Origin of the sequence: Pseudomonas sp. P129 (genome assembly GCF_020312195.1) — a bacterium.
Classification (GTDB): Bacteria; Pseudomonadota; Gammaproteobacteria; order Pseudomonadales; family Pseudomonadaceae; genus Aquipseudomonas; species Aquipseudomonas fragariae.
On record NZ_JAGPYS010000003.1, the window covers coordinates 24,363 to 45,312 of the forward strand.

21 protein-coding genes and 4 pseudogenes are annotated in these 20,950 nt (G+C 58.0%); 14 read left to right on the forward strand and 11 right to left on the reverse strand.

Annotation, left to right across the window (positions count from 1 at the left end; all coding sequences use genetic code 11):
- Positions 1-17 precede the first annotated feature (17 nt).
- Together KBY02_RS09800 and KBY02_RS09805 are read right to left on the reverse strand one after the other, a co-directional pair.
- Positions 18-1,589: an alkaline phosphatase D family protein gene (locus KBY02_RS09800; protein ID WP_225650260.1), complete on the reverse strand. Its 1,572-nt coding sequence runs from the start codon at positions 1,587-1,589 to the stop codon at positions 18-20.
- Positions 1,586-2,149: a GNAT family N-acetyltransferase gene (locus tag KBY02_RS09805; RefSeq protein ID WP_096135654.1), complete on the reverse strand. Its 564-nt coding sequence runs from the start codon at positions 2,147-2,149 to the stop codon at positions 1,586-1,588. Before KBY02_RS09805 ends, KBY02_RS09800 begins: the two co-directional genes overlap by 4 nt.
- Positions 2,150-2,362: 213 nt before the next feature.
- Between KBY02_RS09805 and KBY02_RS09810 the strand changes: the two are divergent.
- The 8 genes and pseudogenes from KBY02_RS09810 to KBY02_RS09845 all read left to right on the forward strand — a co-directional run.
- Positions 2,363-2,758 (forward strand): annotated as a pseudogene (locus tag KBY02_RS09810) (ExbD/TolR family protein); the annotation flags it as partial.
- 2 nt (positions 2,759-2,760) lie between these two features.
- Positions 2,761-3,525, forward strand: a complete 765-nt coding sequence (locus tag KBY02_RS09815; RefSeq protein ID WP_024640195.1) for an energy transducer TonB — start codon at positions 2,761-2,763, stop codon at positions 3,523-3,525.
- Positions 3,526-3,545: 20 nt separating this feature from the next.
- Positions 3,546-5,828 carry a TonB-dependent receptor gene (locus tag KBY02_RS09820; RefSeq protein ID WP_225650262.1) on the forward strand — a complete coding sequence of 761 codons (2,283 nt, stop codon included), beginning with the start codon at positions 3,546-3,548 and terminating at the stop codon, positions 5,826-5,828.
- A gap of 25 nt (positions 5,829-5,853) precedes the next feature.
- On the forward strand, positions 5,854-6,504 hold the full coding sequence (locus KBY02_RS09825) for a MotA/TolQ/ExbB proton channel family protein (RefSeq protein WP_003404753.1): 651 nt from the start codon (positions 5,854-5,856) through the stop codon (positions 6,502-6,504).
- 63 nt (positions 6,505-6,567) lie between these two features.
- The gene (locus KBY02_RS09830; protein ID WP_225650264.1) at positions 6,568-7,809 is read left to right on the forward strand and encodes a phospholipase D-like domain-containing protein; all 1,242 of its coding nucleotides are present in this window, start codon (positions 6,568-6,570) and stop codon (positions 7,807-7,809) included.
- 49 nt (positions 7,810-7,858) lie between these two features.
- A complete protein-coding gene (locus KBY02_RS09835) occupies positions 7,859-8,344 on the forward strand; it encodes a GNAT family N-acetyltransferase (RefSeq protein WP_024641693.1) in 486 nt (161 codons plus the stop codon).
- Between the two features lie 250 nt (positions 8,345-8,594).
- Positions 8,595-9,797 carry a murein transglycosylase A gene (locus KBY02_RS09840; RefSeq protein WP_096135652.1) on the forward strand — a complete coding sequence of 401 codons (1,203 nt, stop codon included), beginning with the start codon at positions 8,595-8,597 and terminating at the stop codon, positions 9,795-9,797.
- A gap of 91 nt (positions 9,798-9,888) precedes the next feature.
- Positions 9,889-10,381 (forward strand): annotated as a pseudogene (locus KBY02_RS09845) (alginate O-acetyltransferase AlgX-related protein); the annotation flags it as partial.
- A 271-nt stretch (positions 10,382-10,652) separates the two neighbouring features.
- Here the strand turns inward: KBY02_RS09845 and KBY02_RS09850 are convergent.
- From KBY02_RS09850 to KBY02_RS09865, 4 genes are all read right to left on the reverse strand, one after another.
- Positions 10,653-10,925 (reverse strand): hypothetical protein, encoded by a 273-nt coding sequence (locus tag KBY02_RS09850; RefSeq protein WP_032656640.1) that lies wholly within the window; start codon positions 10,923-10,925, stop codon positions 10,653-10,655.
- Between the two features lie 2 nt (positions 10,926-10,927).
- Complete coding sequence (locus KBY02_RS09855; protein WP_032656638.1) at positions 10,928-12,949, reverse strand: S-type pyocin domain-containing protein; 2,022 nt, start codon at positions 12,947-12,949, stop codon at positions 10,928-10,930.
- Between the two features lie 303 nt (positions 12,950-13,252).
- The gene (locus tag KBY02_RS09860; protein WP_032656636.1) at positions 13,253-13,714 is read right to left on the reverse strand and encodes an RES family NAD+ phosphorylase; all 462 of its coding nucleotides are present in this window, start codon (positions 13,712-13,714) and stop codon (positions 13,253-13,255) included.
- Complete coding sequence (locus KBY02_RS09865; RefSeq protein ID WP_011266691.1) at positions 13,711-14,160, reverse strand: antitoxin Xre-like helix-turn-helix domain-containing protein; 450 nt, start codon at positions 14,158-14,160, stop codon at positions 13,711-13,713. Before KBY02_RS09865 ends, KBY02_RS09860 begins: the two co-directional genes overlap by 4 nt.
- 265 nt (positions 14,161-14,425) lie before the next feature.
- On the opposite strand from KBY02_RS09865, the gene KBY02_RS09870 reads away from it, so the two are divergent.
- From KBY02_RS09870 to KBY02_RS09890, 5 genes are all read left to right on the forward strand, one after another.
- Positions 14,426-15,430, forward strand: a complete 1,005-nt coding sequence (locus KBY02_RS09870; protein WP_003421645.1) for a response regulator — start codon at positions 14,426-14,428, stop codon at positions 15,428-15,430.
- 3 nt (positions 15,431-15,433) lie between these two features.
- Positions 15,434-15,916, forward strand: a complete 483-nt coding sequence (locus KBY02_RS09875; RefSeq protein ID WP_003404789.1) for a PAS domain-containing protein — start codon at positions 15,434-15,436, stop codon at positions 15,914-15,916.
- Positions 15,917-16,012: 96 nt separating this feature from the next.
- Positions 16,013-17,269 carry a 3-phosphoshikimate 1-carboxyvinyltransferase gene (gene aroA / locus KBY02_RS09880; protein WP_096134999.1) on the forward strand — a complete coding sequence of 419 codons (1,257 nt, stop codon included), beginning with the start codon at positions 16,013-16,015 and terminating at the stop codon, positions 17,267-17,269.
- Between the two features lie 147 nt (positions 17,270-17,416).
- The gene (locus KBY02_RS09885; protein WP_003404793.1) at positions 17,417-17,671 is read left to right on the forward strand and encodes an AbrB/MazE/SpoVT family DNA-binding domain-containing protein; all 255 of its coding nucleotides are present in this window, start codon (positions 17,417-17,419) and stop codon (positions 17,669-17,671) included.
- A complete protein-coding gene (locus KBY02_RS09890) occupies positions 17,668-18,015 on the forward strand; it encodes a type II toxin-antitoxin system ChpB family toxin (protein ID WP_011266694.1) in 348 nt (115 codons plus the stop codon). Before KBY02_RS09885 ends, KBY02_RS09890 begins: the two co-directional genes overlap by 4 nt.
- Before the next feature lie 47 nt (positions 18,016-18,062).
- Here the strand turns inward: KBY02_RS09890 and KBY02_RS09895 are convergent, their stop codons facing one another.
- Positions 18,063-18,725, reverse strand: coding sequence for a ChrR family anti-sigma-E factor (locus tag KBY02_RS09895; RefSeq protein ID WP_011266695.1), 663 nt, complete (start codon positions 18,723-18,725; stop codon positions 18,063-18,065).
- On the reverse strand, positions 18,725-19,237 hold the full coding sequence (locus tag KBY02_RS09900) for a sigma-70 family RNA polymerase sigma factor (protein ID WP_003345995.1): 513 nt from the start codon (positions 19,235-19,237) through the stop codon (positions 18,725-18,727). The genes KBY02_RS09895 and KBY02_RS09900 overlap by 1 nt, the downstream gene beginning before the upstream one ends.
- Positions 19,238-19,570: 333 nt before the next feature.
- On the opposite strand from KBY02_RS09900, the gene KBY02_RS09905 reads away from it, so the two are divergent.
- On the forward strand, positions 19,571-20,119 hold the full coding sequence (locus KBY02_RS09905) for a hypothetical protein (protein ID WP_177411188.1): 549 nt from the start codon (positions 19,571-19,573) through the stop codon (positions 20,117-20,119).
- A gap of 32 nt (positions 20,120-20,151) precedes the next feature.
- Here KBY02_RS09905 and KBY02_RS09910 read toward each other — a convergent pair.
- The 3 genes and pseudogenes from KBY02_RS09910 to vapB all read right to left on the reverse strand — a co-directional run.
- Positions 20,152-20,271, reverse strand: a pseudogene (locus KBY02_RS09910) (aldose 1-epimerase); the annotation flags it as partial.
- A gap of 31 nt (positions 20,272-20,302) precedes the next feature.
- Positions 20,303-20,705: pseudogene (gene vapC / locus KBY02_RS09915) on the reverse strand (type II toxin-antitoxin system tRNA(fMet)-specific endonuclease VapC).
- Entirely contained in the window at positions 20,705-20,935 is a 231-nt protein-coding gene (gene vapB, locus KBY02_RS09920) for a type II toxin-antitoxin system VapB family antitoxin (RefSeq protein WP_011266698.1), read from the reverse strand. Before vapB ends, vapC begins: the two are co-directional and overlap by 1 nt.
- Positions 20,936-20,950: the final 15 nt, after the last annotated feature.

Here is a 20,950-nt window from a genome sequence, read left to right on the forward strand (position 1 = left end):
TGACTCATGTTCAGGCGTCACACCGCAACAGCCCCCGCCTTGCCAGCCTCCACCACAAAACGCTTCAGCGTCGACAAGCTCGCCGCAGGGTCCAGCACATCCGACACCACTTGAAAGCGGGTCTGCATGTGCTGTTCGTTCAGGTCGACTGCCACGTAGCCGCGTTGACGGCTGTCGAAGAACTTCACGTGTGGGTTGAGGCCGAGAATGCTGTTGAAGGCGTCGAACGGTGGCCCGCTGGAGGTTACCGAAGTGCCGACGAATTCGGTGGCGACGATGGCTGAATCCGGATTGCCTGCGTCGGCGTGCAGGTCGGTGGTCCAGAACGAATGGATATCGCCACCCCAGAACACCGGGTTGCGGGTCTGGTGGCGTTGCAGGGAGGCCAGCACGCGCTCGCGGGTGGTCATGTAGCCGTCCCAGCCGTCGGTCCAGTGGCCCTGCGCCTGGGTCTTGAGATCGCGCTGTTCCAGTGGCGCGACCAGCAAATCCTGGGCAATGACATTCCACTGTCCGGGAGACTCGGCGAAGCTGCGGTCCAGCCAGGTTTCCTGTTCCCAGCCGAGCATGGTGCGTTTCGGGTCACGCAGATCCGGGCAGTCGCTGGGCGCGACGTGACCTCGACGGCTGCCGTTGGCCTGGATGCAGGGTTGCTCTGAGCGGTACTGTCGACCATCCAGAACGTGAAAACGTGCCAGACGCCCATAGTCGAGGTTGCGGTAGATACGCATTTCCTGTCCTTTGGGCAGGCTGCTGGCGCGCAACGGCATGTGTTCGTAAAACGCCTGATAGGCGGCGGACCTGCGGCGCAGGAAACTGTCCACCGGCACGTTGGGGTCCTGTGACCACTGGGCGGCGTAGTCATTTTGCACTTCGTGGTCGTCCCAGGTGGCGACGCTCGGCGCACAGGCATGCAGCGCTTGCAGGTCGGGGTCGGTCTTGTACTGCGCGTATCGATTGCGATAGCCCGCCAGGTCCATAGGGTCAGGTGTCGCGTGGTGACGCGGGAACCGAGGGATTTCCGAGGACACGTTCATCTCATAGATGTAGTCGCCAAGAAAGAACACCAGATCCGGGCGCTCCGCGGCCAGGTGTCGATAGGCGCTAAAGTACCCTGCTTCCCAGTGCGAGCACGACACGAAGCCGAACCGCGCCGAGACCATCGCGCTTGCCAGCGGTGCAGTGCAGGCCTGACCGACAGCGCTTTGCGCCCCCAGGCTCTCGAACTGATACCAATACGGACGCCCAGGCTGCAAGCCGCTTACTTCGACATGCACTGAATGGGCAAAGCGCGGGTGGGCAGTTGCCTGTCCTGTGCGGACCACGTGAACCATGGCCGCATCGCTGGCGATCTTCCAGCGCACCTCAACGGGTTTGTTCAGCCCGCCATCACCCGAGGGCGTCATCACCTTGGGGGCCAGGCGTGTCCATATCACGAAGCCGTCCGGCAATGGATCGCCAGACGCCACGCCGAGCGTGAACGGGTAATCGACCCCCGCGCTGCGCGCAAACGGGCTGAGGATCGACAGTAATGTGGCACCGGCGACTCCGGTGATGATGCGTCGACGGTCCGGGTTGAAATCGGTCATGACGTGGCCTCCGATGATGCGTATTCGGAGCGCAACAGCCCGAACAGCAACATGTTCTTGAACACACCGTTTTTCAGAAATGCCTCTCTGGTACAGCCCTCATACGATAGACCGCACTTCTCCAGGACCCTGGCGCTGGCCGGGTTGTCGCTGAAGCACTGGCCGGCGATGCGGTTGAGGTTCATGTCCGTGAAGCCATGCCTCAGCAAGCCTTGAGCCGCTTCGCAGGCATAACCCCGATTTTGGTATTGGATTCCTGTCCAGTAACCCAGATGGCCGCTGCGATGCGAGATCGAAAGGCGCAGCGAGACGATCCCGGTCAACGCTCCGCTTTCCTGAAGGTGAACCCCGAGGCTCACCGTCTGACCGGCGGCGTATTGGTCGTGGGTCTGTGCGATGAATGCCCGCGCATGCTCAAGGGTGTAGGGGCTGGGCAGCGCAGAGGTCATGGCCGCAATGGTCGGTTCGTCGGCCAGGTGTGACAAGGTAAGCGCCTGTTCAGGCTGCAACGCGGCGAGCAGCAGACGCGAGGTTCTGATAGTGGGCAGCGGGCGATTCATCCGTATTTTCCGTCGGGTTGAATGCTCAAACGCTGGCGCGTTGTTATGGCATTTCCGTGACGGCCTCAAGAATCATTTAAGTGCCATGAGATGTACAGGTAACAGCCATGTAACAGTCATGTATCGGTCTTGTAAAACCAACCGATCGGTCATGTTCGGTTGCTAGATTCTCGGCCTCTAACAAGAAAGCGAGAGGCTGGCATGAGAACGTAGGACGAACCTAAAAAGCGCAAGGCGCACATCGAACTGATCCCCATGATCGACGTGATGATGTTCCTGCTGGTCTTTTTCGTATTGGTAAGCCTGAACGTGATTCCGGCGTTGGGGATGAAAACCCAGTTGCCGAGTGCCAGCAGTTCACAGCAGCTCAAGCCGCAGAACAAATCGATCCTGACGCTGGGGCTCAACGGCGAATTACAGCTCGACGGCAAGGCGACCACGGTCGACGCTCTGGTGCCTGCCTTGAAGGCGCTGGAAAAACCCGACAGCAAAACCACGATCATCGTTAACAGTGACAAGGGCGTGGAAGTCGCCCGGCTGGTCGAGATCATGGACACCCTGCGTCTGGGTGGCTTCACGTCAGTCTCCATCGCCACGCGCAAATCCTGACCATGTATTTTCTGTTTCGTGTACGTCAGTGGCTCGGCGGCCTGCCTGCGCTGGTGGCGCTCATCGCAATCGTGATCGGTGTGCAGACCCGTCCGCTGAAAATGGAGCCGGTCTACGACGAGTCGGCCGTGGAGCTGGCGCTGATCGAGCCCGAGCCGCCTGCGCCCGAGCCCGTCGTGCAGCCCGAGGCGCCTGCGGTACAGCCTGACGAGCCGCCACCTCCGCCACCTGTAGTCGAAAGCGAAGAAGCCGAACCGGCGCCACCTCCACCGCCGCCCAAGCCCGTTCCCAAGCCAAAACCCAAGCCGGAGATCAAGCCAGAACCCCGGCCTAAGCCCTTGCCCAAACCGGCAGTGGCAAAACCCGTCGAGCCGGTTCAGGCACCCATTAAGCCGATCGCCAGCGCCCCGGTTGCGCCGCCGTCACCGCCTGCGCCACCCGCACCACCGAAGGTCGACACCCAGGGTATGGAAGGTGGCTACCTCAAGGGGCTGCGCAGTGAACTGGACGGTTACAAACAATACCCGACTGGCCGTCAGGCCTCACTGGAGCGCCCGAGCGGCGAGGTTGTGGTGTGGTTATTGGTCGACCGCCAGGGGCGAGTGCTGGACTCCGGCATTCAGACCCAGGCCTCCAGCATGCTGCTCAACCGTGCAGCCGCCAACAGTCTGCGACGCATCAAGCAGGTCAAGCCGTTTCCCGAGCAAGCCTTTGGTGGACGCAGCGAACAGCGCTTCACCGCCACCTTCAACTACAGCGTGCAATAGCACTGACAAGGAACAAAGTGATGAAGTTTTCCAGAATTCACCTTGCGTTGGTCGCCGCGGGCATGAGTCACGGCATGGTTATGGCCGACTCGAGTGGCAGTGACGTCGGCACCATTGGTGTGCAAGGCAGGGCGACGGTTGGGGGTGGCTACATGGTGCAGGAGGAGAGCATCAAGGCGCGCTCCACTGTCACCAAAGAAGCGCTCGACAAGCAGACCGCAACAGGTAACGCGATCGACAAGCTCAAGTACACACCGGGCCTGAACATCTCCAGCGAAGACGCCACGGGTCTGTCCGGCTTTCGCTTTACCATGCGCGGTCTCAACTCCGATCAGGTCGGCATGTCGGTAGACGGTATGCCGATCAACGACTCCGGTAACTACGCGCTGTACTCCAACCTGCTGGGGGACCCGGAAAACATCGATCAGATTTTCGTGACTCAAGGCTCTGCCGAAAGTGACGGCCCGCACATCGGTTCCAGCGGCGGCAACATCGGTATCGTCACCATCCGGCCCACCAAGGAAACCGGCGCATTCGTCAAGCAGGTGGCGGGCAGCAACGGCACTTACAAGACCTTCGCGCGACTCAACACCGGAGAAATCAACGGGCTGAGCAACTGGCTGTCGATGTCTCACACCGAAGGTCAGAAATGGCGCGGCGATGGCGCGGTGCGTGCCGACAAGGTGGAGTGGAACAGCTTCTTCGACATGGGCTCGGGCAATACCGCCAACCTGATCCTCAAGTACCACGAGCATGACAACAACAGCTACAGCCAGCTCACCAAGAGTCAGTTCCAGCAGAACGGGCGCAAGTTTGACCCTTATCCTTCGACGCCTGCGCTGGGCAGCAACGGCAAATTGTCCAGCTACTACGAGCTGGCGCAGAACCCGTTCCAGACGTTCACCGGCGTGCTCAATACCCAATTCAAACTGGCCGACAATCTGTCTCTTTCCGTCGTCCCGTATTATTTCTGGGGTAACGGCAGCGGCGTGAACAGTTCTTCCTATGCGCTCAATCGCGGCTCGAATCAGAACGGTGTGTTCGACCTGAGCAACCTGCCGACGGCGGCGGCTTATAACGCAGACGGGTCATCGACCACTGGCGTGTATTACCGGCCGTCGCGCACGCAGACCTGGCGTCCGGGCATCACCACCAAGTTGAACTGGGACGTCAACGACGAACACAGCGTACAAGTCGGCTACTGGTATGAACGCGCGCGCCAGTCGCAGACTCAGCCCTTCATCCGCCTGAAGAGCAATGGCAAGCCTGAAAGCATCCAGCCAGATTCGGACTACATGGTCGATGCCAACGGCAACGAGATCCAGGGCCGTGACCGCTATACCGTGACGCCTGCACAAAAAGTCTGGGCTCAGGACACCTGGTATTTCGCCCCGGACTGGACGCTGGTCGGCGGCCTGGCCTTCATGAACGTCGAACGTGAAGGCACCAACCACGGCAGCCTGACCGAGCGGCCGGAAAAACGCGACCAGACCTACAACAAGCTGTTGCCGAACGTCGGCCTCAAATACCAGCTGGATGAGCGCGACCAGTTGTTCTACAGCCTGTCACGCAACATGCGCGTGCCGCAGAACTACGTCCTCTATGACCCGGGCACCGGCTCCATCGACAGCAAGCCGGAGACCAGCTGGAACCACGAATTGGGCTGGCGCTACACCGAACAGGACATGACGCTGGCGGCCACACTGTTTTACCTGCAGTTCAAGGACCGTCAGGTGTCATCAAAAGACGTCAATGGCGACTTTGCCGACATCAATGCCGGTGCAGTCGACAACAGCGGTCTGGAACTGGAATGGAGTGGCCTGCTGCCGCACCATTTCAATTACTACACCTCGTACACCTACACCCGCGCCAAACAGAAAGATGACCTGACCGTCTTCAATAACGGTACCGCCATCGAACTGCCGACCAGTGGCAAGCAATTTACCAACGTGCCGAAGAACATGCTGGCCGCCAACATCGGCTACGACGACGGAAGTTATTACGGGACCTTTGGCGCCAAGCTCACCAGCAAGCTGTATGGCGACCTGACCAACGACGAAAGCATTCCGGGGCGCACCATCTTCAATCTGGGCGCAGGGATCTACCTTCCGGTGGACAAGAAAATCGTCAAGGACGCCACCTTGCGTCTGAACGTCGACAACCTGTTCGACAAGGAATACCTGGACGGCGTGTACACCACCAAAACCAACGCGGGCACTTACAGCGGCTTCCGCGATGGCGACCCGGCCTACATCGTCGGGGTCGAGCGTACCGTTACCGTTTCTCTTGAAGCCAATTTCTAATCTTCATTGACCAGAGGTCCGTGCCATGGACATGAATCAGCTTCACGACATCACGTTCTATGTGATGTACGCCGCCATCGCGATAGCGATCTTTGTCGCGATCGAACGAGGCATCTACTTCGCTTACGTGCGTCGCCAGTCGCGGGCGCTGCAAACGGCACTCGGTGCTTCGGTGCACAGTGAAAAGGATCTGCCGGAGACGCTGACACGCCGGACCAGCCTGCCACTGGAAATGGTCCTGCCGGTGCTTGCGCAAAAAAATGCGCAGGGCTCGCGCAGGGATCTGGATGACGTCATCGAAACCCAGTACCTGAGCACGCGCGCACCGCTGGCCCGTAGCCTCTGGCTGATCGAAACCATCACTACCGCTGCGCCACTGTTGGGCTTGTTGGGGACGATTCTGGGCATCATCGACACCTTCAAGGCCCTGGCCAGTGCCGGGGTCTCCGATCCCGGGCAGATTTCCGCCGGTATCGGTACAGCGCTGTTCGCGACCGGGCTGGGTATTGCCATTGCCTTGTTCTGCGTGGTCTTTCACAACTACTTTCAGGACAGCCTGGAACGCATCAACGACCAACTCAAGATCCTGCTGATCCGTGCTTCCAGCGGAGCACGTGTGCATGACGAGGCCGAGCATCCGGCTGTTTCGGCTCAACCGAAATACCGCACGGCCTGATCCAAATAGCGGCGCGTGCTCTGGCATGCGCCATCTTGTCTGTGTCTGGCGATGAGGCTCGCAATGCCCTTTTACCCTTCATATCGTCGACTGTCCCTGAGCTACCGCGCCGTGATCGCAGCGTTACTGCTGGGCAGTTCGTGCGCGCAGGCAGACTTCGCCATCCCGGGTTTCGAACTGGTACACACCGTGCCGGTCGGGTCTGGCCTGCAGACGCCTGACCTGCGAGCACCCGGCGAGGTCTGGCGCGAGCTGTTTGACGGGGCTCGCGAGCGTATCGACATCGAACAGTTCTATGTCGCAGACCACGCAGGCTCGGTCATGGACAAGGTGCTTGAAAGCCTGACGGCAGCCGGGCAGCGCGGAGTGAAGATCCGTTTTCTGCTGGAGGAAAAAGGTCTGAAACTTTCCGACCCGCAGACCCTTGAGCGACTGCGCGCGATCCCCAACCTCACCTTGCGCGTACTGCCCTACGCAAAACTCACGGGCAGCGGCATCATTCACGCCAAATTCCTGGTCGTGGATGGCCGACAGGCGTTCATCGGCAGTCAGAACTTCGATTGGCGCTCACTGGAGCACATCCACGAAACCGGCCTGCGCATTGACGAGCCGACCGTCGTGAGCCAGACGCAGGCCATATTCGATCAGGACTGGCTTGCCCAGGCGGCCATTACCGAGGGCAAACCGGTGCCGTTGCCGCGCCCGATCAATAGCGCATTGCCTGACGGCAACTACCTGATCGCCAGCCCGCAGCGCTATAACCCGCCAGGTGTCGTCGACTCCCAGGCCGAACTGCCGCGTTTGCTGGCGCAAGCCAAAAGCGAGGTTCGTGTCCAGTTGCTGGACTACGCGCCCCTGTCCTACGGGCCCGACAAAACCCGGCCTTACTATGCGGTCATCGATAATGCCCTGCGCAGCGCAGCCGCCCGCGGTGTGTCGATAAAACTCATGGTGTCCGACTGGAACACCGGCATGCCCGAAGTCGCCTACCTCAAAAGTCTGGCCCTGGTGCCCAACGTGCAGGTGCGCATCGTCACACTGCCGATGGCCGAGCAGGGTTTTATCCCCTATGCACGCGTGATCCACAGCAAGACCATGGATATTGATGATCAGGTTGCCTGGGTAGGCACCAGCAACTGGCTGGGCGGCTACCTCGACAACTCGCGCAATCTGGAAGTGGTGATGCACGATAGCTCGATGGCCAGGCGCATCGGCCAACTGCACGAGCAGCTTTGGGATGGACCGTACGCCAAACCCATCGACATCAATCGCGACTACCCGGAACCGCATCCGGGCCAACCTTGACCGTAAGCAGATGGTTAGCCGAAAGGGTAGCGTTAGTGAGGGGGCTGACATGAGCTTGATCGTCCGTGCCATGGCAGACAGTGACTGGTCTTCGCTGGCTGACATGTTTGAACAACCGGTATTCCGTTGGTGGACGCTTCGCATGCCGTACCAGTCAATCAACGACATAAAAAAGCTTGTCGAAAGTCGAAGTGCTTCTGGGCTGTCCCTCGTTGCCGAGCGCGATGGCGTGGTTGTCGGCTGCGCCATGCTCTATCGTTTTCAGGGGCGCAGGCAGCACGTAGCTGATTTCTGGATGGGGGTTGCAGACAGTCATCATCGCCAGGGCATTGGTGACTTGTTATTGAACGAGCTCACCGCCACTGCCTGTCGATGGATGAATTTAAAGCGCCTGGAGCTTACTGTTTTCGTTGATAACAAGGCCGCTATCGCGCTGTATGAAAAGAATGGCTTTGTCATAGAGGGCACGCACAGGAAATTCGCCTATCGAGATGGCGAATACATAGACGCTTTCAGCATGGCAGCAGTCTACTGAGATCTTTTAAAAGAGCCTCGGAATGCAGCCTGTTTGTTATGAGGTCCGAAGTCGGGTCCGTGCAGCACCTGCCCAACGCGTACCACTCATGAACGCTGACTTGTTCGGCTCCATCTTTATATTAAGCGGCATCTCCACATTATCCAGGCTGACTTTTCAGACAAACCCTAGGCCCCTCTGCCCGCTTCAGCCACAATGACGCCTTTCACCCACCAGCCTGCTGCGGGCTGTAAACGGATTGGTGCTACTGATGATGCTCTCTTTCAAGCCATGGTTGCGGGGCCTGGCGCTGGTTTTGCCACTGGCTGCGTTACTGACCGCGTGTGACAAGTCCGACAAGCCGGTGACGCCGTCTGCGCCGCCGCACACCACGTATAGTCAGGCTGGCTGGGACGCGCTGCCGGCGGTGTCGGACGCGGATTTGCAGGCCGGTTTTGCCTCGTGGCGCAGTGCGTGTGTCCGTTTGAAGGCCGATGCGGTGTGGGGGCCGACGTGTGCGGCGGCTGCGAGTCTTGCGGCTGCACCGGATGCTGCGCAGATCCGCACCTTTTTGCAGGAGCAGTTGCAGGTCTACAGCCTGCGCGCCGACGGGGGCAGTGCCGATGGTTTGATCACCGGCTACTACGAGCCTGTTTATCCGGGCAGCCTGACGCAGACCGCCACGGCCAATGTGCCGGTGTATGGCATTCCGGACGATCTGATCGTGGTCAATCTGGACAGCATTTATCCCGAGCTAAAAGGCAAGCGTCTGCGCGGTCGGCTTGAGGGGAGGGTGCTTAAGCCTTACGACGACGCTGCAACGATCAGCACGCAGGGCTTGAACGCGCCGGTGATTGCCTGGCTGACCGACCCGATGGATCTGCAATTCCTGCAGATTCAGGGCTCGGGGCGCGTGAGTCTGGAGGATGGCTCGCAGCTGCGTCTGGGCTATGCCGATCAGAACGGTCGTCCTTATCGCGCAATTGGTCGCTGGCTGGTAGAGCAGGGGCAGCTGAAGAAGGAGGACGTGACCATGGGCAGTATCGCGGCCTGGGCCAAGGCGCATCCGGAGCGGATCAGCGAGCTGCTGGCGAGCAATCCCAGCTACGTGTTTTTCGCCCGTAACCCCGACAGCAACGAAGGCCCGCGCGGCTCGCTGAATGTGCCGCTGACCCCGGGCTACAGCGTGGCCATCGATCGCAAGGTGATTCCGCTGGGCAGTCTGCTCTGGCTCTCGACGACGCGGCCGGATGGCAGCAGCGTGGTGCGTCCGGTCGCTGCCCAGGACACGGGCGGTGCGATTGCCGGTGAAGTACGCGCCGACCTGTTCTGGGGGACCGGCGATGAGGCGGGCAAGCTGGCTGGCGACATGAAGCAGAAAGGCAATATCTGGCTGTTGTGGCCCAAAGGCATGCCGTTGCCTCAGTCCGCAGAAACAGCTCCTGCAGCAACCCCGGCTGCTGCCAGTCACTGAAATCCCTTCACCTCGATAGCTACCGTCCTGCTCAATGGATAGGTAGCTATCTTCTTCATGCCCCCGTTTTCCTTCCAAATACGCTTGAGATAGCGAAATGCAATGGGGCGAGAGTGCTGCCAACAGCGCCGCCAGAGCTATCGGTTTGCAGGTGAAAAAAGCCGGCATTCAGGCCACTTCACAGCGTCAATTCCAGATTTAGACGTTACCCTTTGCCGAGTGCCCCGGCGGACTCGACTGGTTGCCGTCGTCATTACAACCTGCGCCGTAAAGCGTGGCCGCCACGCAGATCACCGAGCTTGCCAATGAATCGACGGAGACAGCAAGCTGCCCAACGTCGCGCTGATCGGCACGTCGTTCTCGTGCAATTCGGGTTTTGTCGGGTTTCTACAGCGCGCACTCGGCGCCCCGATTGGCAACGTTGCCAAGGACTGCGGCGAGCTCTTGGCAACGTTGCCAACCTTTACTTTGACAACCCGGCCTTCCGCCAGACGCCGCCCAAACTGCTTATATGGGAAATTCCCGAGTGGGATCTGCAGACCATTTATGGGAGGGTCGACAAGTTAGATGTACCTGTAAAATAAACGTCGGGCATACCCTGTTAGGCTCTGTACGAAAAGTGGCTGCGCTCGGTGATGCTTCGTTAAAAACAGGCTCGGATGCGAGTCCAATCGGAATGCTCATTTACAACACGTAGAGTCGATCGCGACCCCGGCCGTTCCTCGCCTGTTTTTGCCTCGCCTGACCTTCGCTCGCCGACTTTTCGTACAGAGCCTAGAGCTGCTGTTACGAATATCGAAATTTAGATGGAAGAACACCCGGCCGAAGCCGGGCGCTCTTTAGGCAGTATGGCTTTTATTCAAAAGTATATTTTTTCTCAGCGATGAAGGCGGGTTCCTTCCAGTGGGGTCCTTTTCTTAGTCCTCCATCTATATCCTCAATAATACCTTCTGATTTCATGGTCTCAATAAGCTTTAAGAGTTCAAGATTGTTTGATATGTTGGCCCAGTTATTGTTGCTATAAAGTCTGTCCAGTGCTGGGTACGAAATGGCGTTTTTGCCTCTGGTTATAAATTGAACGACATCTCTAGGGTTTTCCGAAATGACAATATCATTAATTGTGCTCATCTTTATTCTCCATAAACCTGTTTGTTTTCTGCTGCTATTGCTTCGTGCGTATAAAATGATTCTGAAGAGTCTTTTAGTTTATAGTCTTCCAAGGTTGCAGTGTGAGCGTTATTCCACACTTCTCCTTCCACGCTATCAGGCACACCCAGTGCTCTATACCGCTCTAGCTCCCTGAGTTCATGAGTATAAAATCTTTTATCGGTATCCGTCATCGATAGCTCGCTGCGAAGAATTTTTTCCAGACGATTAATCATTAATGCATTTGCGTCTGATGGCTCAAACCGGCCTGTGTGCAGCTTTACCAGATCAATGCCGTCCTGAGTGACTGAGGCGGTTGTCCAGTCAAGGTTTTGGGTGGGGCCGCCCGCTTTTTCAGGATTGTACAATCGACCGCTATGCTCTCCTTTGGTTGTTGCCCCTTCATAGGGGCTGTTGAACACGGCATAGACCGGAGGCAAACCCGAATTTAAAGGATAAACGTAAATGGCGTCCCGAATGTCCATCTGGCCGGTGGCGGGTAAAGGCTCGGCTTTCACCTCGATAGGTTCCAGTGTAATTCCAGCGTACGCCGGAGTTTCGACTGGTTGCGCCACCGTCGTCGTTGAGCTGTTTCCAGGTGCTGCGATTGGAAACGTCAAGGTGATGGGCGGGGTGTCCGAAGTGGTAAAGGTGTAGGCGTTGGCCACTGGGTCCAGTATCAGAGCCCTCACAGGCACCTTGGGAGAAAATCCGCCTTCGGCTTGTGTTGCCACGACTGAATACTTCGACTGATCGCCGTAAATTCTATAGGGCATATCGACCGTTCCACCCGTTGCCGCCACGTCATTCAAGGCGTCGGGCAGATCAGGCATCAGAACCCTGGCCGGAAGGTCCAGCATTCTTTCCGGTAACTCTCCATTGCCAAGCGAAGGGGAGTACAGCAACGTGCCGATGCCTACGGCTGTGGTAGAGCTGACAGCCGTGCCTGCGAGAGCCGTTAATATTTCGATAGCGGCTTGAATGGTAGCGTCCAGAAAGAGACCGGATCCTGCTGTAACGGAAATGACTCCTGCAACTGCACCCAACTGCGGTGTACCCGCTTCCGGGAGCCTGAGCGTCTTGCCCGCTTCTAGCGCTTGAGCTTCTGCCGTCACGCGCGCGTGCTCGTCAGCGTCACGCTGGGCCTGCGTCTCTGCCTCCATACGAGCTTGTTCAGCCGCTTCGGCAGCTACTCGGCGAGCTTCTGCTTCGGCAGCAAGAAGAGCCTGCTCATCCGCTACTCGCTTGGCTTCAGCCTCCACTGCAACTCGGGCTTGTTCAGCGGTTTCGGCAGCAAGTCGAGCGTGCTCTGCAGCTTCAACGGCAAGCCTCGTCGACTCGGCTTCTGCCGCGATACGTGCGTCCTCCCTGGCCTGCGCTGCAGCAATAGTATGGCTTAGTGATACCGACCTCTCTGTGAGCATCCTGATTTTCTCTTCAAGAATTTTTGCTCTGTAGGCTGCTGTGACTGAGGCTTCCCAGCTTTTATAAACGTCAAGGGGAGAGCCCAAGTCTCTTCTTGTTTGAAAGATATTTAAAAAATCCACAGCGTTTTTTTTAAAATCTACCGCCAATACATGCCTGCCAAAGAAAGCATGAGCGCCTTCGTTACTTTTGGCTAACTCAGCAGCGCGCTGTGAAATCAGGCTGTCCACCACGTTTTTTTCAATCGTAGACTTTTCTAACTCAGAGAAGGGGTAATCTCCTACGCCGGCCGAAATTTCCGCGTCAACGTCGGCCGGAAGGAGGGGCAAAAAGTCTATGTAAGACTGATGGATATTTTGCTGTGTTGAAGAGGCCGTCACGATAATGGATATCGTGTACTGCTCGTTTCTTATACCCCTTTTACTGAAGAATGCATCCAGCTCATGGTTTGCAGGAATAGTGCCGTCCCATCGCAGCGGTCTGGCGATTACTCCGGCTCCTGACAGCGGGCCTAATGGCCTGGGCAACGGCTGGCCAGGTGTTACGATTGTGGGTGGAAGAGTAATGACGTTTTGCGGCATGTGCTTATCCTTAAGGTTTAAATCGCCGAATAATATCTCCTTGATATTAGGTAGTATTAATAGGCACGAAGTGCGGTACATAGGTATAGGTAGTTGTTTTTTTGTTCAGGCTTTCAGGCACGCAATTGAAACGCATGCTGGTGTAGGACTGGTCAGCGGCCGCACGTAGTGTTGCCGGTTTTGTAATCCATCGCAGTGTTAAGGCGTTACTTCTGGTGCTGAATGCATTGGTCGCGGCGTACGTTGCTTTGAACCCATGGGACAGCAAGAGCCCCCCATAATCGAGCTAACCGTTCAGCCAGTTCACCCCAAACGCGGATCAACCACAAAATCCAGCTCTTTGGCCGTCGCCACAACCGCCCTGAACTCCGGGTGCTGGACGTTGAGCAGGTAGTTGGACTCGCGCGGGATGATCACGCTGGGCACTGCCAGTGCCAGGCTCTGAGCGGAGGACAGCCAGTCGTCGCCGAACGAGGCGGTTGCCGGTGGTGCAGGCTCTTCGCGCCAGTCGCGGGGCAGGGTGTCCGGGCGTGCATTGAGGACGTGCTCCTCGGCAATCTGCAGTTCAAGCATCGTGTAGTGCTTAGCCACAGTGGCGTTGTTCAGGTGTACCAGCACTTCCAGCAGGGCCAGTGACTCGCTGCCCGCGCAGTACACGCAGGCGTTGCCCTTGCTGTTCCAGCGTCCGCCATAGAGCTTGGCGCCTTCGCCGTCGAAGGCCTGCGCCAGCCATTTGCGCTTGACCAGTCGATAGACCGCTATCACGCCACGACCCCGTGCTCCAGGCGGCCGATCAGGTCGAGCACTGCCTGAGCCTCCGCCGAGGTCGCGAGCATTTCCAGCGGCCTGCGAGTACCCAGCCCGTAGACCGGGTTGGCCAGCCACAGACGAGTCGCTTCGGCGTCGTTTTCGAACAGATCCAGCGCCGCCTTGTACACCGCTGCCAGGCGGAACAGCCGATCGCTTTCCTCGGCATTGAAGCGGCGCACCTTGAGACGTCGCTGCAAGGTCGCCGGAGCGATGCCCAGATGTTCGGCCAGGGTCGAGCGGTTCAGGTCGGTGTAATGCGCCAGACGTTCGAAGACTTCATACGGCAAGCCGTCATGCAGCGCCGAGTACAGCCGCGCGCCTCGTGCGGGAATGCCCAGGTGTTGCCAGAAATCGTCCTGCCGGGGCAGGGCTGGATGATAGTCGCGTATGGGCAGAGACATGGCACACCTGTCTATCGAGTGATTGCTATTAAATCTATCAATTGATAATAGGCACGTTTCAGACGTCGCGACAGTGATTTACAGCAACGGATAGCGAATAAAACTACAGAAACTCCAAAAATCACCGACTTAAGCTATAGGTTTAGTTTGAATGTTGCTGATCTCGCGTTATAGGCTCGAAGTCAGTCGCTTCCGATGGTGCCGTCAAACGTATACGTGCTGTCCGCCGTGGTCAGCCTGATTTTCCTGCAGTGAGAACCACACGATGTCCACGCTTGCGCTATTGATATGCGATGACTCGAACATGGCGCGAAAGCAGCTGTTGCGCGCGCTACCTGAAGACTGGGATGTGTCGGTCACGCTGGCCACCCAGGGGCAGGAAGGCCTGGAAGCGATTCGTAAAGGTCAGGGCCAGGTGGTCCTGCTCGACCTGACCATGCCGGTGATGGACGGTTACCAGACGCTGACGGCGATTCGCGCCGAAAACCTCGACGCCAAGGTGATTGTGGTGTCGGGCGACGTGCAGGACGAAGCCGTCCGTCGGGTCATGGAGTTGGGCGCGCTGGCGTTTCTGAAAAAACCTGCCGACCCGGACGAACTGAAAAGCACGCTGGAGCGCCTGGGCCTGCTGGGCAAGCCTGCGGTGTCGCCGGTTGCACTGCCGGCCCTCAACAACAAGGGCGGGGTGATCAGCTTTCAGGATGCGTTCCGCGAAACCGTCAACGTCGCCATGGGCCGTGCAGCGGCGTTGCTGGCCAAGGTACTGGGTGTCTTTGTGCAGTTGCCGGTGCCCAACGTCAACATGCTCGAAGTTGGCGAGCTGCACATGGCGCTGGCCGATGCGCACAGCGATCAGCGCCTGACTGCGGTGTGTCAGGGCTACATCGGTGGCGGTATTGCAGGCGAGGCGCTGCTTATTTTCCACGACTCGGAAATTTCCGGTATCTCGCAGCTGATGGGCGGCGATCACTCCGACAGTTCCGACATGGAGATGCTCCTCGACCTGTCCACGATCCTGATCGGTGCCTGCCTGAGCGGGATTGCCGAACAGATCGACATCGCCTTTTCGCAGGGCCATCCACAGTTGCTGGGTGCACAGGGCGGCATCGACGAGCTGATCCGCATCAATCAGCAACGCTGGAAAAAGACCCTGGCGGTCGAAATCAGTTACAGCGTGGAAGGCCACAATCTGCATTTCGATCTGCTGATGCTGTTCACCGAAGATTCGGTCGAGCTGCTTACCAAAAAACTCGCCTACATGATGAGCTGACCCATGAGCAACGCTATTGAAATCAACGAGCTTCATTGGTTGCTGGCCGTCACGCAGAACATTGACGTAGGCATCGTGGTGCTGGACCTGAACTACCGCGTGACGGTCTGGAATACCTTCATGGAAAACCGCTCGGGTGTGGTGCCCTATGTGGCCATCGACAAGACTTTTTTCGAGATTTTCCCGGAGGTCAACGCGAAGTGGTTCAGCAAGAAAATCGATAACGTCGTGACCCTCGGCACGCCGGCGTTCACCATCTGGGAGCAGCGGCCGTATCTGGTGCGTTTCAAGAATTACCAACCGATTACCGGGCAGGAGGAGTTCATGTATCAGAACACCACACTGTTCCCGCTGCGGTCGACCACCGGTGCGATCAGCCATGTGTGTCTGGTGATCTATGACGTCACCGACGTCGCGGCCAACCGCAATCAGTTGCTGGCGGCCAACGACAAGCTGCAGCAACTGTCGGGCTCAGTGAAAAGCTGACCCGCGCCCGGGCTTGGCGATGAATGAAACCGGCACTGCGGGCTTGATCCCGCTCGTGCTAGGATCGCGATTTTTCCGCTGACGCTCAGGGACATCATGCGACCTCAAGCCACCCTCACTGTTTTGCCTGTCGAGCGCCCGTTGGTCGGGCGTGTCAGCCCGCCGGGCTCCAAGTCGATCACCAACCGTGCATTGTTGCTGGCCGGGCTGGCCAAAGGCACCAGCCGCCTGACCGGCGCGCTGAAGAGTGACGACACGCGCGTGATGTCCGAAGCCTTGCGTCTGATGGGCGTGCAGGTCGACGAGCCCGATGACAGCACCTTCGTGGTCACCAGCAGCGGGCACTGGCAGGCGCCGCAGCAGGCGCTGTTCCTCGGCAATGCCGGGACTGCGACACGCTTTCTGACCGCGGCACTGGCCAACTTCGAAGGCGACTTCGTGGTCGATGGCGACGAATACATGCGCAAGCGCCCGATCGGCCCGTTGGTCGATGCCTTGCAGCGCATGGGCGTGGAGGTCAGCGCACCCAGTGGTTGCCCGCCGGTGGCCATCAAGGGCAAGGGCGGTCTTGAGGCCGGTCGTATCGAAATCGACGGCAATCTGTCCAGCCAGTATGTGTCGGCACTGCTGATGGCCGGTGCCTGTGGCAAGGGGCCTGTGGAAGTTGCCCTGACAGGCAGCGAGATCGGCGCGCGTGGTTACCTCGACCTCACGCTGGCGGCCATGCGGGCGTTCGGTTCCGAGGTTCAGGCCATCGGCGACGCCGCCTGGAAAGTCTCGGCTACCGGTTATCGCGCTACGGATTTCCACATCGAACCGGATGCCTCGGCGGCCACCTACCTGTGGGCTGCGCAGGCCCTGACCGAGGGCGCTATCGACCTGGGTGTGGCCAGCGACGCGTTCACGCAACCCGATGCACTGGCCAGCCAGATCATCGCCAGCTTCCCGAACATGCCGGCCGTGATCGACGGCTCGCAGATGCAGGACGCGATTCCGACGCTGGCCGTACTGGCCGCGTTCAATCGTCAACCGGTGCGCTTTGTCGGCATCGCCAACCTGCGGGTCAAGGAGTGCGACCGCATCTCGGCACTGTCCAACGGCCTGTGCGCCATCGCACCCGGCCTGGCGGTCGAAGAGGGTGACGATCTGATCGTCACCGCCAACCCGGCGCTGGCAGGCACTACGGTCGATGCCTTGATCGATACCCACTCCGACCATCGGATCGCCATGTGCTTTGCACTGGCGGGCCTGAAGATTGCCGGCATCCGCATTCTCGACCCTGATTGCGTCGCCAAGACCTACCCGGGGTACTGGGATGCGCTGGCTTCTCTGGGTGTGAGTGTTCAGCGCTGATAGATCAGGTTTATCGGCTCGGGAAGCCTGTAGGATTTCGAGACATCTTTAGCTGGCAGTCTACGGTTGTAGATACTATGTTTATACGTTGGGGTTGCATGCCTCGTGTGAGGTATCTACAGTATTGCTACGTTATGAGGTGTCTTTATGGAAGTGAAAATTCAGCAATGGGGCAATAGCGCTGCAATTCGTTTGCCCGCAAACGTGCTAAAGCAGATGAGCCTGTCTAGCGGCGATGTCCTTACGCTTGATGCGTCTGCAGAAGTCATCACGCTCAAACCCGCTAAAGCAAAGTTGCATTATCGATTGGCTGACTTGATGGCAAAATGTGATTTGAGCGCGCCTGAACCCACAGAATTGGCCGAATGGAACGCCATGCAGCCAATTGGACGTGAGGTTTGAAACGGGTTAAATTCAACCGGTCGGATATTGTGCGACTGAACCTGAATCCAACCGCAGGCCGTGAACAACAGGGCGATTTTCGTCCAGCGTTGATTCTGACGCCTGCGGCTTATAACGCATCGGGCCTTGTAATTATTGTACCCATCACGCAGGGCGGCGACTTCGCTCGGTATGCCGGTTTCGCGGTGCCTTTAAGCGGTTCAGGTACCGAAACGCAGGGTGTCGTTCTTTGCAACCAGATTCGAACCGTTGACCTTGAGGCTCGTGGCGCAAAGCGTGTTGAGTCAGTTCCCGAGATGATAATCGACGATGTGCTGGCTCGCGTTCAAGCCCTTTTTGAATAGCAGGTTCTGCTAGTTGCCTGGCTCCTCAATCTGCTTGCAGCCGTTTTTCAAATCCCGAAAAACGGCTGCATCATCCGCGCCAGCAGCCCCTGAAAACGCAGCTTCGATTCAGTGGCCAGCACGCAAATGCATTCCCGGTCAGGGTAGGCAATGGGCTGGTGATGGATATGGCTGTCCAGATCGGCCACATCGTTGAGTCCGAACTCTCCCTGTACGTCGTAATACGCGCCCTTGAGGACCATGGTCATCTCGCCGCTTTCGTGGCTGTGCACCGGCATGCTCACGCCGGGGGCGATTTTCAGCAGCATCAGGTTGCCCTGTTCGATGCCTTCAGCGCGTACACGTTTTACGCCGGGGATCAGGGTCTTCCACTTTAATGTGCTCAGGTGTCGACCAAAATGCGCCTGCATGCAGACCGGCATCAGGTCCGGGTCCTGATTGGCCGCCGGCATCGAATGCATAGCGGGTACGAGCCCCGCTTGCTGCTCGTCAAGCCGCGCGAGCATGGCCGATCGGCCCTTGAGTGGCACCACACTGCTGGTGTGCTGCTGCATCAACACACCGCCAATGGCCTCGGCCTGCCTGAGCCGCGCCCGGCACTCGGCGCAGCGCTCCAGGTGCGCGGCAGTGACCAGCGAGATAACCTGCGACAGCGCCCCAGCGGCATAACTGACCAGAGTGGCGTCGTCCGGATGATGTTGTGGGCCCATCATGATTCCTCTATCCGCGAGCGCAATTTTTGAAACGCAAGGCGCAGGCAGGACTTCACTGTGCCGAGCGGCATACCCAAGCGTTCGGAAATCTCCCGGTGGCTGAGCGCTTCGAAATACGACATTCGCAACACTCGGGCCTGATCGGCGGGCAGGTTCTGGATGGCGATGTTGAGTTGTTGCTCCTGGCGCTGGCTGTAATCGAGTGTTCGATCTACCGGAGCCTCCAGACGCTCGAGTTGTTCCAGCGAGTTCTGCACCTGCACCCAGCCACGGTCCTTGCGCACGCTGTCGATGTAAAGATTGCGTGCGATGCGAAACAACCATGTCCCCAGGCTGGCCTTGGCCGGGTCGAACGAGTCGGCCTTGTGCCACAGTTTGAGCAGCACTTCCTGCACCAACTCTTCGGCCTGACCTTCTGGCACATTCAGCCCGGTGAGGTAGCGCAACAGGCGCGGAGCGAAGTGATCGTAAATGCGCATGAAGCTGTCGCGGTCCCTCTGGCGGGCCACGGCGGTGACTTCATCGATCCAAAGTCGGGTGATTGTCGATTCGCTGTGAGAGGGGGACAAGTGACAGAAGGTCCTGAGACTGGCAGTTATGCGCATGATCCACCTTCTGATCACCATTGTGTGCGTTTGGTTCGCGATGCAGAGGTGTTACGTAACGGGGTGGGGGGTGGATCATAGGATGTGACGAGCGGCGTGGAGGCATTTTACAAGTGCGGCCATGACAATGACCACGGGCCGGTCATGCAGACGGTCACTGTCAATTCTGCCAGTAGCCCAACGAGCGCTGGCTGTTTAATGTGTGATCTGGATGTTATCAAGGTCAGGGAGACCATTATGGACACTCGCGTTGCACGTGCTTCATCTACGCTGGCCAGGCTGGCCGGTGTACTGCTGGTCATCGGTTGTATGGGCTTTTTTGCGCCTGAGCGAGCTCAGGCTGAGGCTGTAAACCTGGTTGTCTGTACAGGAACTCACACTGGAACTTTTTCGCCAGGCCTGACCAACGCCAGCCAGCCAATCAATGTGACGACGACAAGCAGCTGGGGGACTTGTGTGTTGCCTCTCGGCACAAGTGCGTCTTCCAGCCAAAGCTTTCAGGCGCCCTTATCCTGCAACGCTCTGCTGCAGAACACGACCGATGTAACGTGGATCATAACGTGGGGTGATGGAGAGACCAGTACCTATAATTTCGACGCGACTTACAACGATACCGGTGGTCTGAACAAAACCGTAGTGGGTATCGGGGAAATTGTGGCTGGCCGTTACACGGGCTCCACGGCAATAACGACCTATGTGCTTTTCAATCTGGAGCTTAACGCGTGCGCCACGACCACGGGTGTCACCAGCTTGAGTGGCCCTTCTACATTGACGATTATTCAGTAATCTGTGGCTGGGGAGCGCATGGATAAAGCTTGCTAGATTTTTTTGTACTGCAGACTGACCCTCAACCTCATCGACTCCCCCTGCCGCAACAGCTTCAACCCCGGATGCCCAGGCAAATGATGGACATTGACCGGGTGGCTGACGAGCTCAAAACCAAGAGGCGTTGCAGATATGGCCTTGAGGTCATTGGCTTACCCAGTCTTCTACCCTCAGCCCCTCGACGCGCTGGAATTCACGCTGGTTGTTAGTGATGACAACCAAGCCTAGAGAGCGGGCGTGTCCTGCAATCATTTGATCGTACGGGCCATCGGTGTGCCCGATCTAGCCAGTTCGGCTCTGATCATGCCGGTATGAGCCGCCGCGTCGCTGTCGTAAGGGAGCACTTCAAGACGCGCCGTCCAACCCTCAACAAGGGCAAGGTTTCTTTCGGACTCAAAGACTTTTCTGCGCCGTAGACAAGCTCCATCAATGTGATTGCGCTGATACGTAGCTGTCCGTGATGGAGGTTGCAGGCTTCACGCACCGAAGCTGGCTTGTTCTTTATAGTGAAAATGCAAATGTTGGTGTCAAGCATGTACTTGAGCATCAGAGCGATTCGCGCTGCTGTTCGGCTGGTTGTCCGCGCTCTGCCATGAAATCATCACTGACACTTTCACCATCGAACCAGCTGTTCCACATTTCACCGGCGGGGGAAATAATGCGGGTTCTGCCCACGGCTATAACATCGACACGTTTCACGTCGTCGGGCAAGGCCACCGCTTTTGGCAGTCGGACAGCCTGGCTTCGATTGCTTTTGAAGACTGTGGATTGTTCCATGAGTGATTCATCCTT

What these genes read in the sequence shown, in the direction of transcription:
- KBY02_RS09855 (WP_032656638.1), bottom strand. Translation starts at nt 12,949, where the DNA reads ATGCCGCAAAACGTCATTACTCTTCCACCCACAATCGTAACACCTGGC.
- KBY02_RS09850 (WP_032656640.1), bottom strand. Translation starts at nt 10,925, where the DNA reads ATGAGCACAATTAATGATATTGTCATTTCGGAAAACCCTAGAGATGTC.
- KBY02_RS09840 (WP_096135652.1), top strand. Translation starts at nt 8,595, where the DNA reads ATGATGCTCTCTTTCAAGCCATGGTTGCGGGGCCTGGCGCTGGTTTTG.
- KBY02_RS09875 (WP_003404789.1), top strand. Translation starts at nt 15,434, where the DNA reads ATGAGCAACGCTATTGAAATCAACGAGCTTCATTGGTTGCTGGCCGTC.
- KBY02_RS09820 (WP_225650262.1), top strand. Translation starts at nt 3,546, where the DNA reads ATGAAGTTTTCCAGAATTCACCTTGCGTTGGTCGCCGCGGGCATGAGT.
- KBY02_RS09800 (WP_225650260.1), bottom strand. Translation starts at nt 1,589, where the DNA reads ATGACCGATTTCAACCCGGACCGTCGACGCATCATCACCGGAGTCGCC.
- aroA (WP_096134999.1), top strand. Translation starts at nt 16,013, where the DNA reads ATGCGACCTCAAGCCACCCTCACTGTTTTGCCTGTCGAGCGCCCGTTG.
- KBY02_RS09905 (WP_177411188.1), top strand. Translation starts at nt 19,571, where the DNA reads ATGGACACTCGCGTTGCACGTGCTTCATCTACGCTGGCCAGGCTGGCC.
- KBY02_RS09815 (WP_024640195.1), top strand. Translation starts at nt 2,761, where the DNA reads ATGTATTTTCTGTTTCGTGTACGTCAGTGGCTCGGCGGCCTGCCTGCG.
- KBY02_RS09825 (WP_003404753.1), top strand. Translation starts at nt 5,854, where the DNA reads ATGGACATGAATCAGCTTCACGACATCACGTTCTATGTGATGTACGCC.
- KBY02_RS09885 (WP_003404793.1), top strand. Translation starts at nt 17,417, where the DNA reads ATGGAAGTGAAAATTCAGCAATGGGGCAATAGCGCTGCAATTCGTTTG.
- KBY02_RS09835 (WP_024641693.1), top strand. Translation starts at nt 7,859, where the DNA reads ATGAGCTTGATCGTCCGTGCCATGGCAGACAGTGACTGGTCTTCGCTG.
- vapB (WP_011266698.1), bottom strand. Translation starts at nt 20,935, where the DNA reads ATGGAACAATCCACAGTCTTCAAAAGCAATCGAAGCCAGGCTGTCCGA.
- KBY02_RS09895 (WP_011266695.1), bottom strand. Translation starts at nt 18,725, where the DNA reads ATGGGCCCACAACATCATCCGGACGACGCCACTCTGGTCAGTTATGCC.
- KBY02_RS09870 (WP_003421645.1), top strand. Translation starts at nt 14,426, where the DNA reads ATGTCCACGCTTGCGCTATTGATATGCGATGACTCGAACATGGCGCGA.
- KBY02_RS09830 (WP_225650264.1), top strand. Translation starts at nt 6,568, where the DNA reads ATGCCCTTTTACCCTTCATATCGTCGACTGTCCCTGAGCTACCGCGCC.
- KBY02_RS09865 (WP_011266691.1), bottom strand. Translation starts at nt 14,160, where the DNA reads ATGTCTCTGCCCATACGCGACTATCATCCAGCCCTGCCCCGGCAGGAC.
- KBY02_RS09805 (WP_096135654.1), bottom strand. Translation starts at nt 2,149, where the DNA reads ATGAATCGCCCGCTGCCCACTATCAGAACCTCGCGTCTGCTGCTCGCC.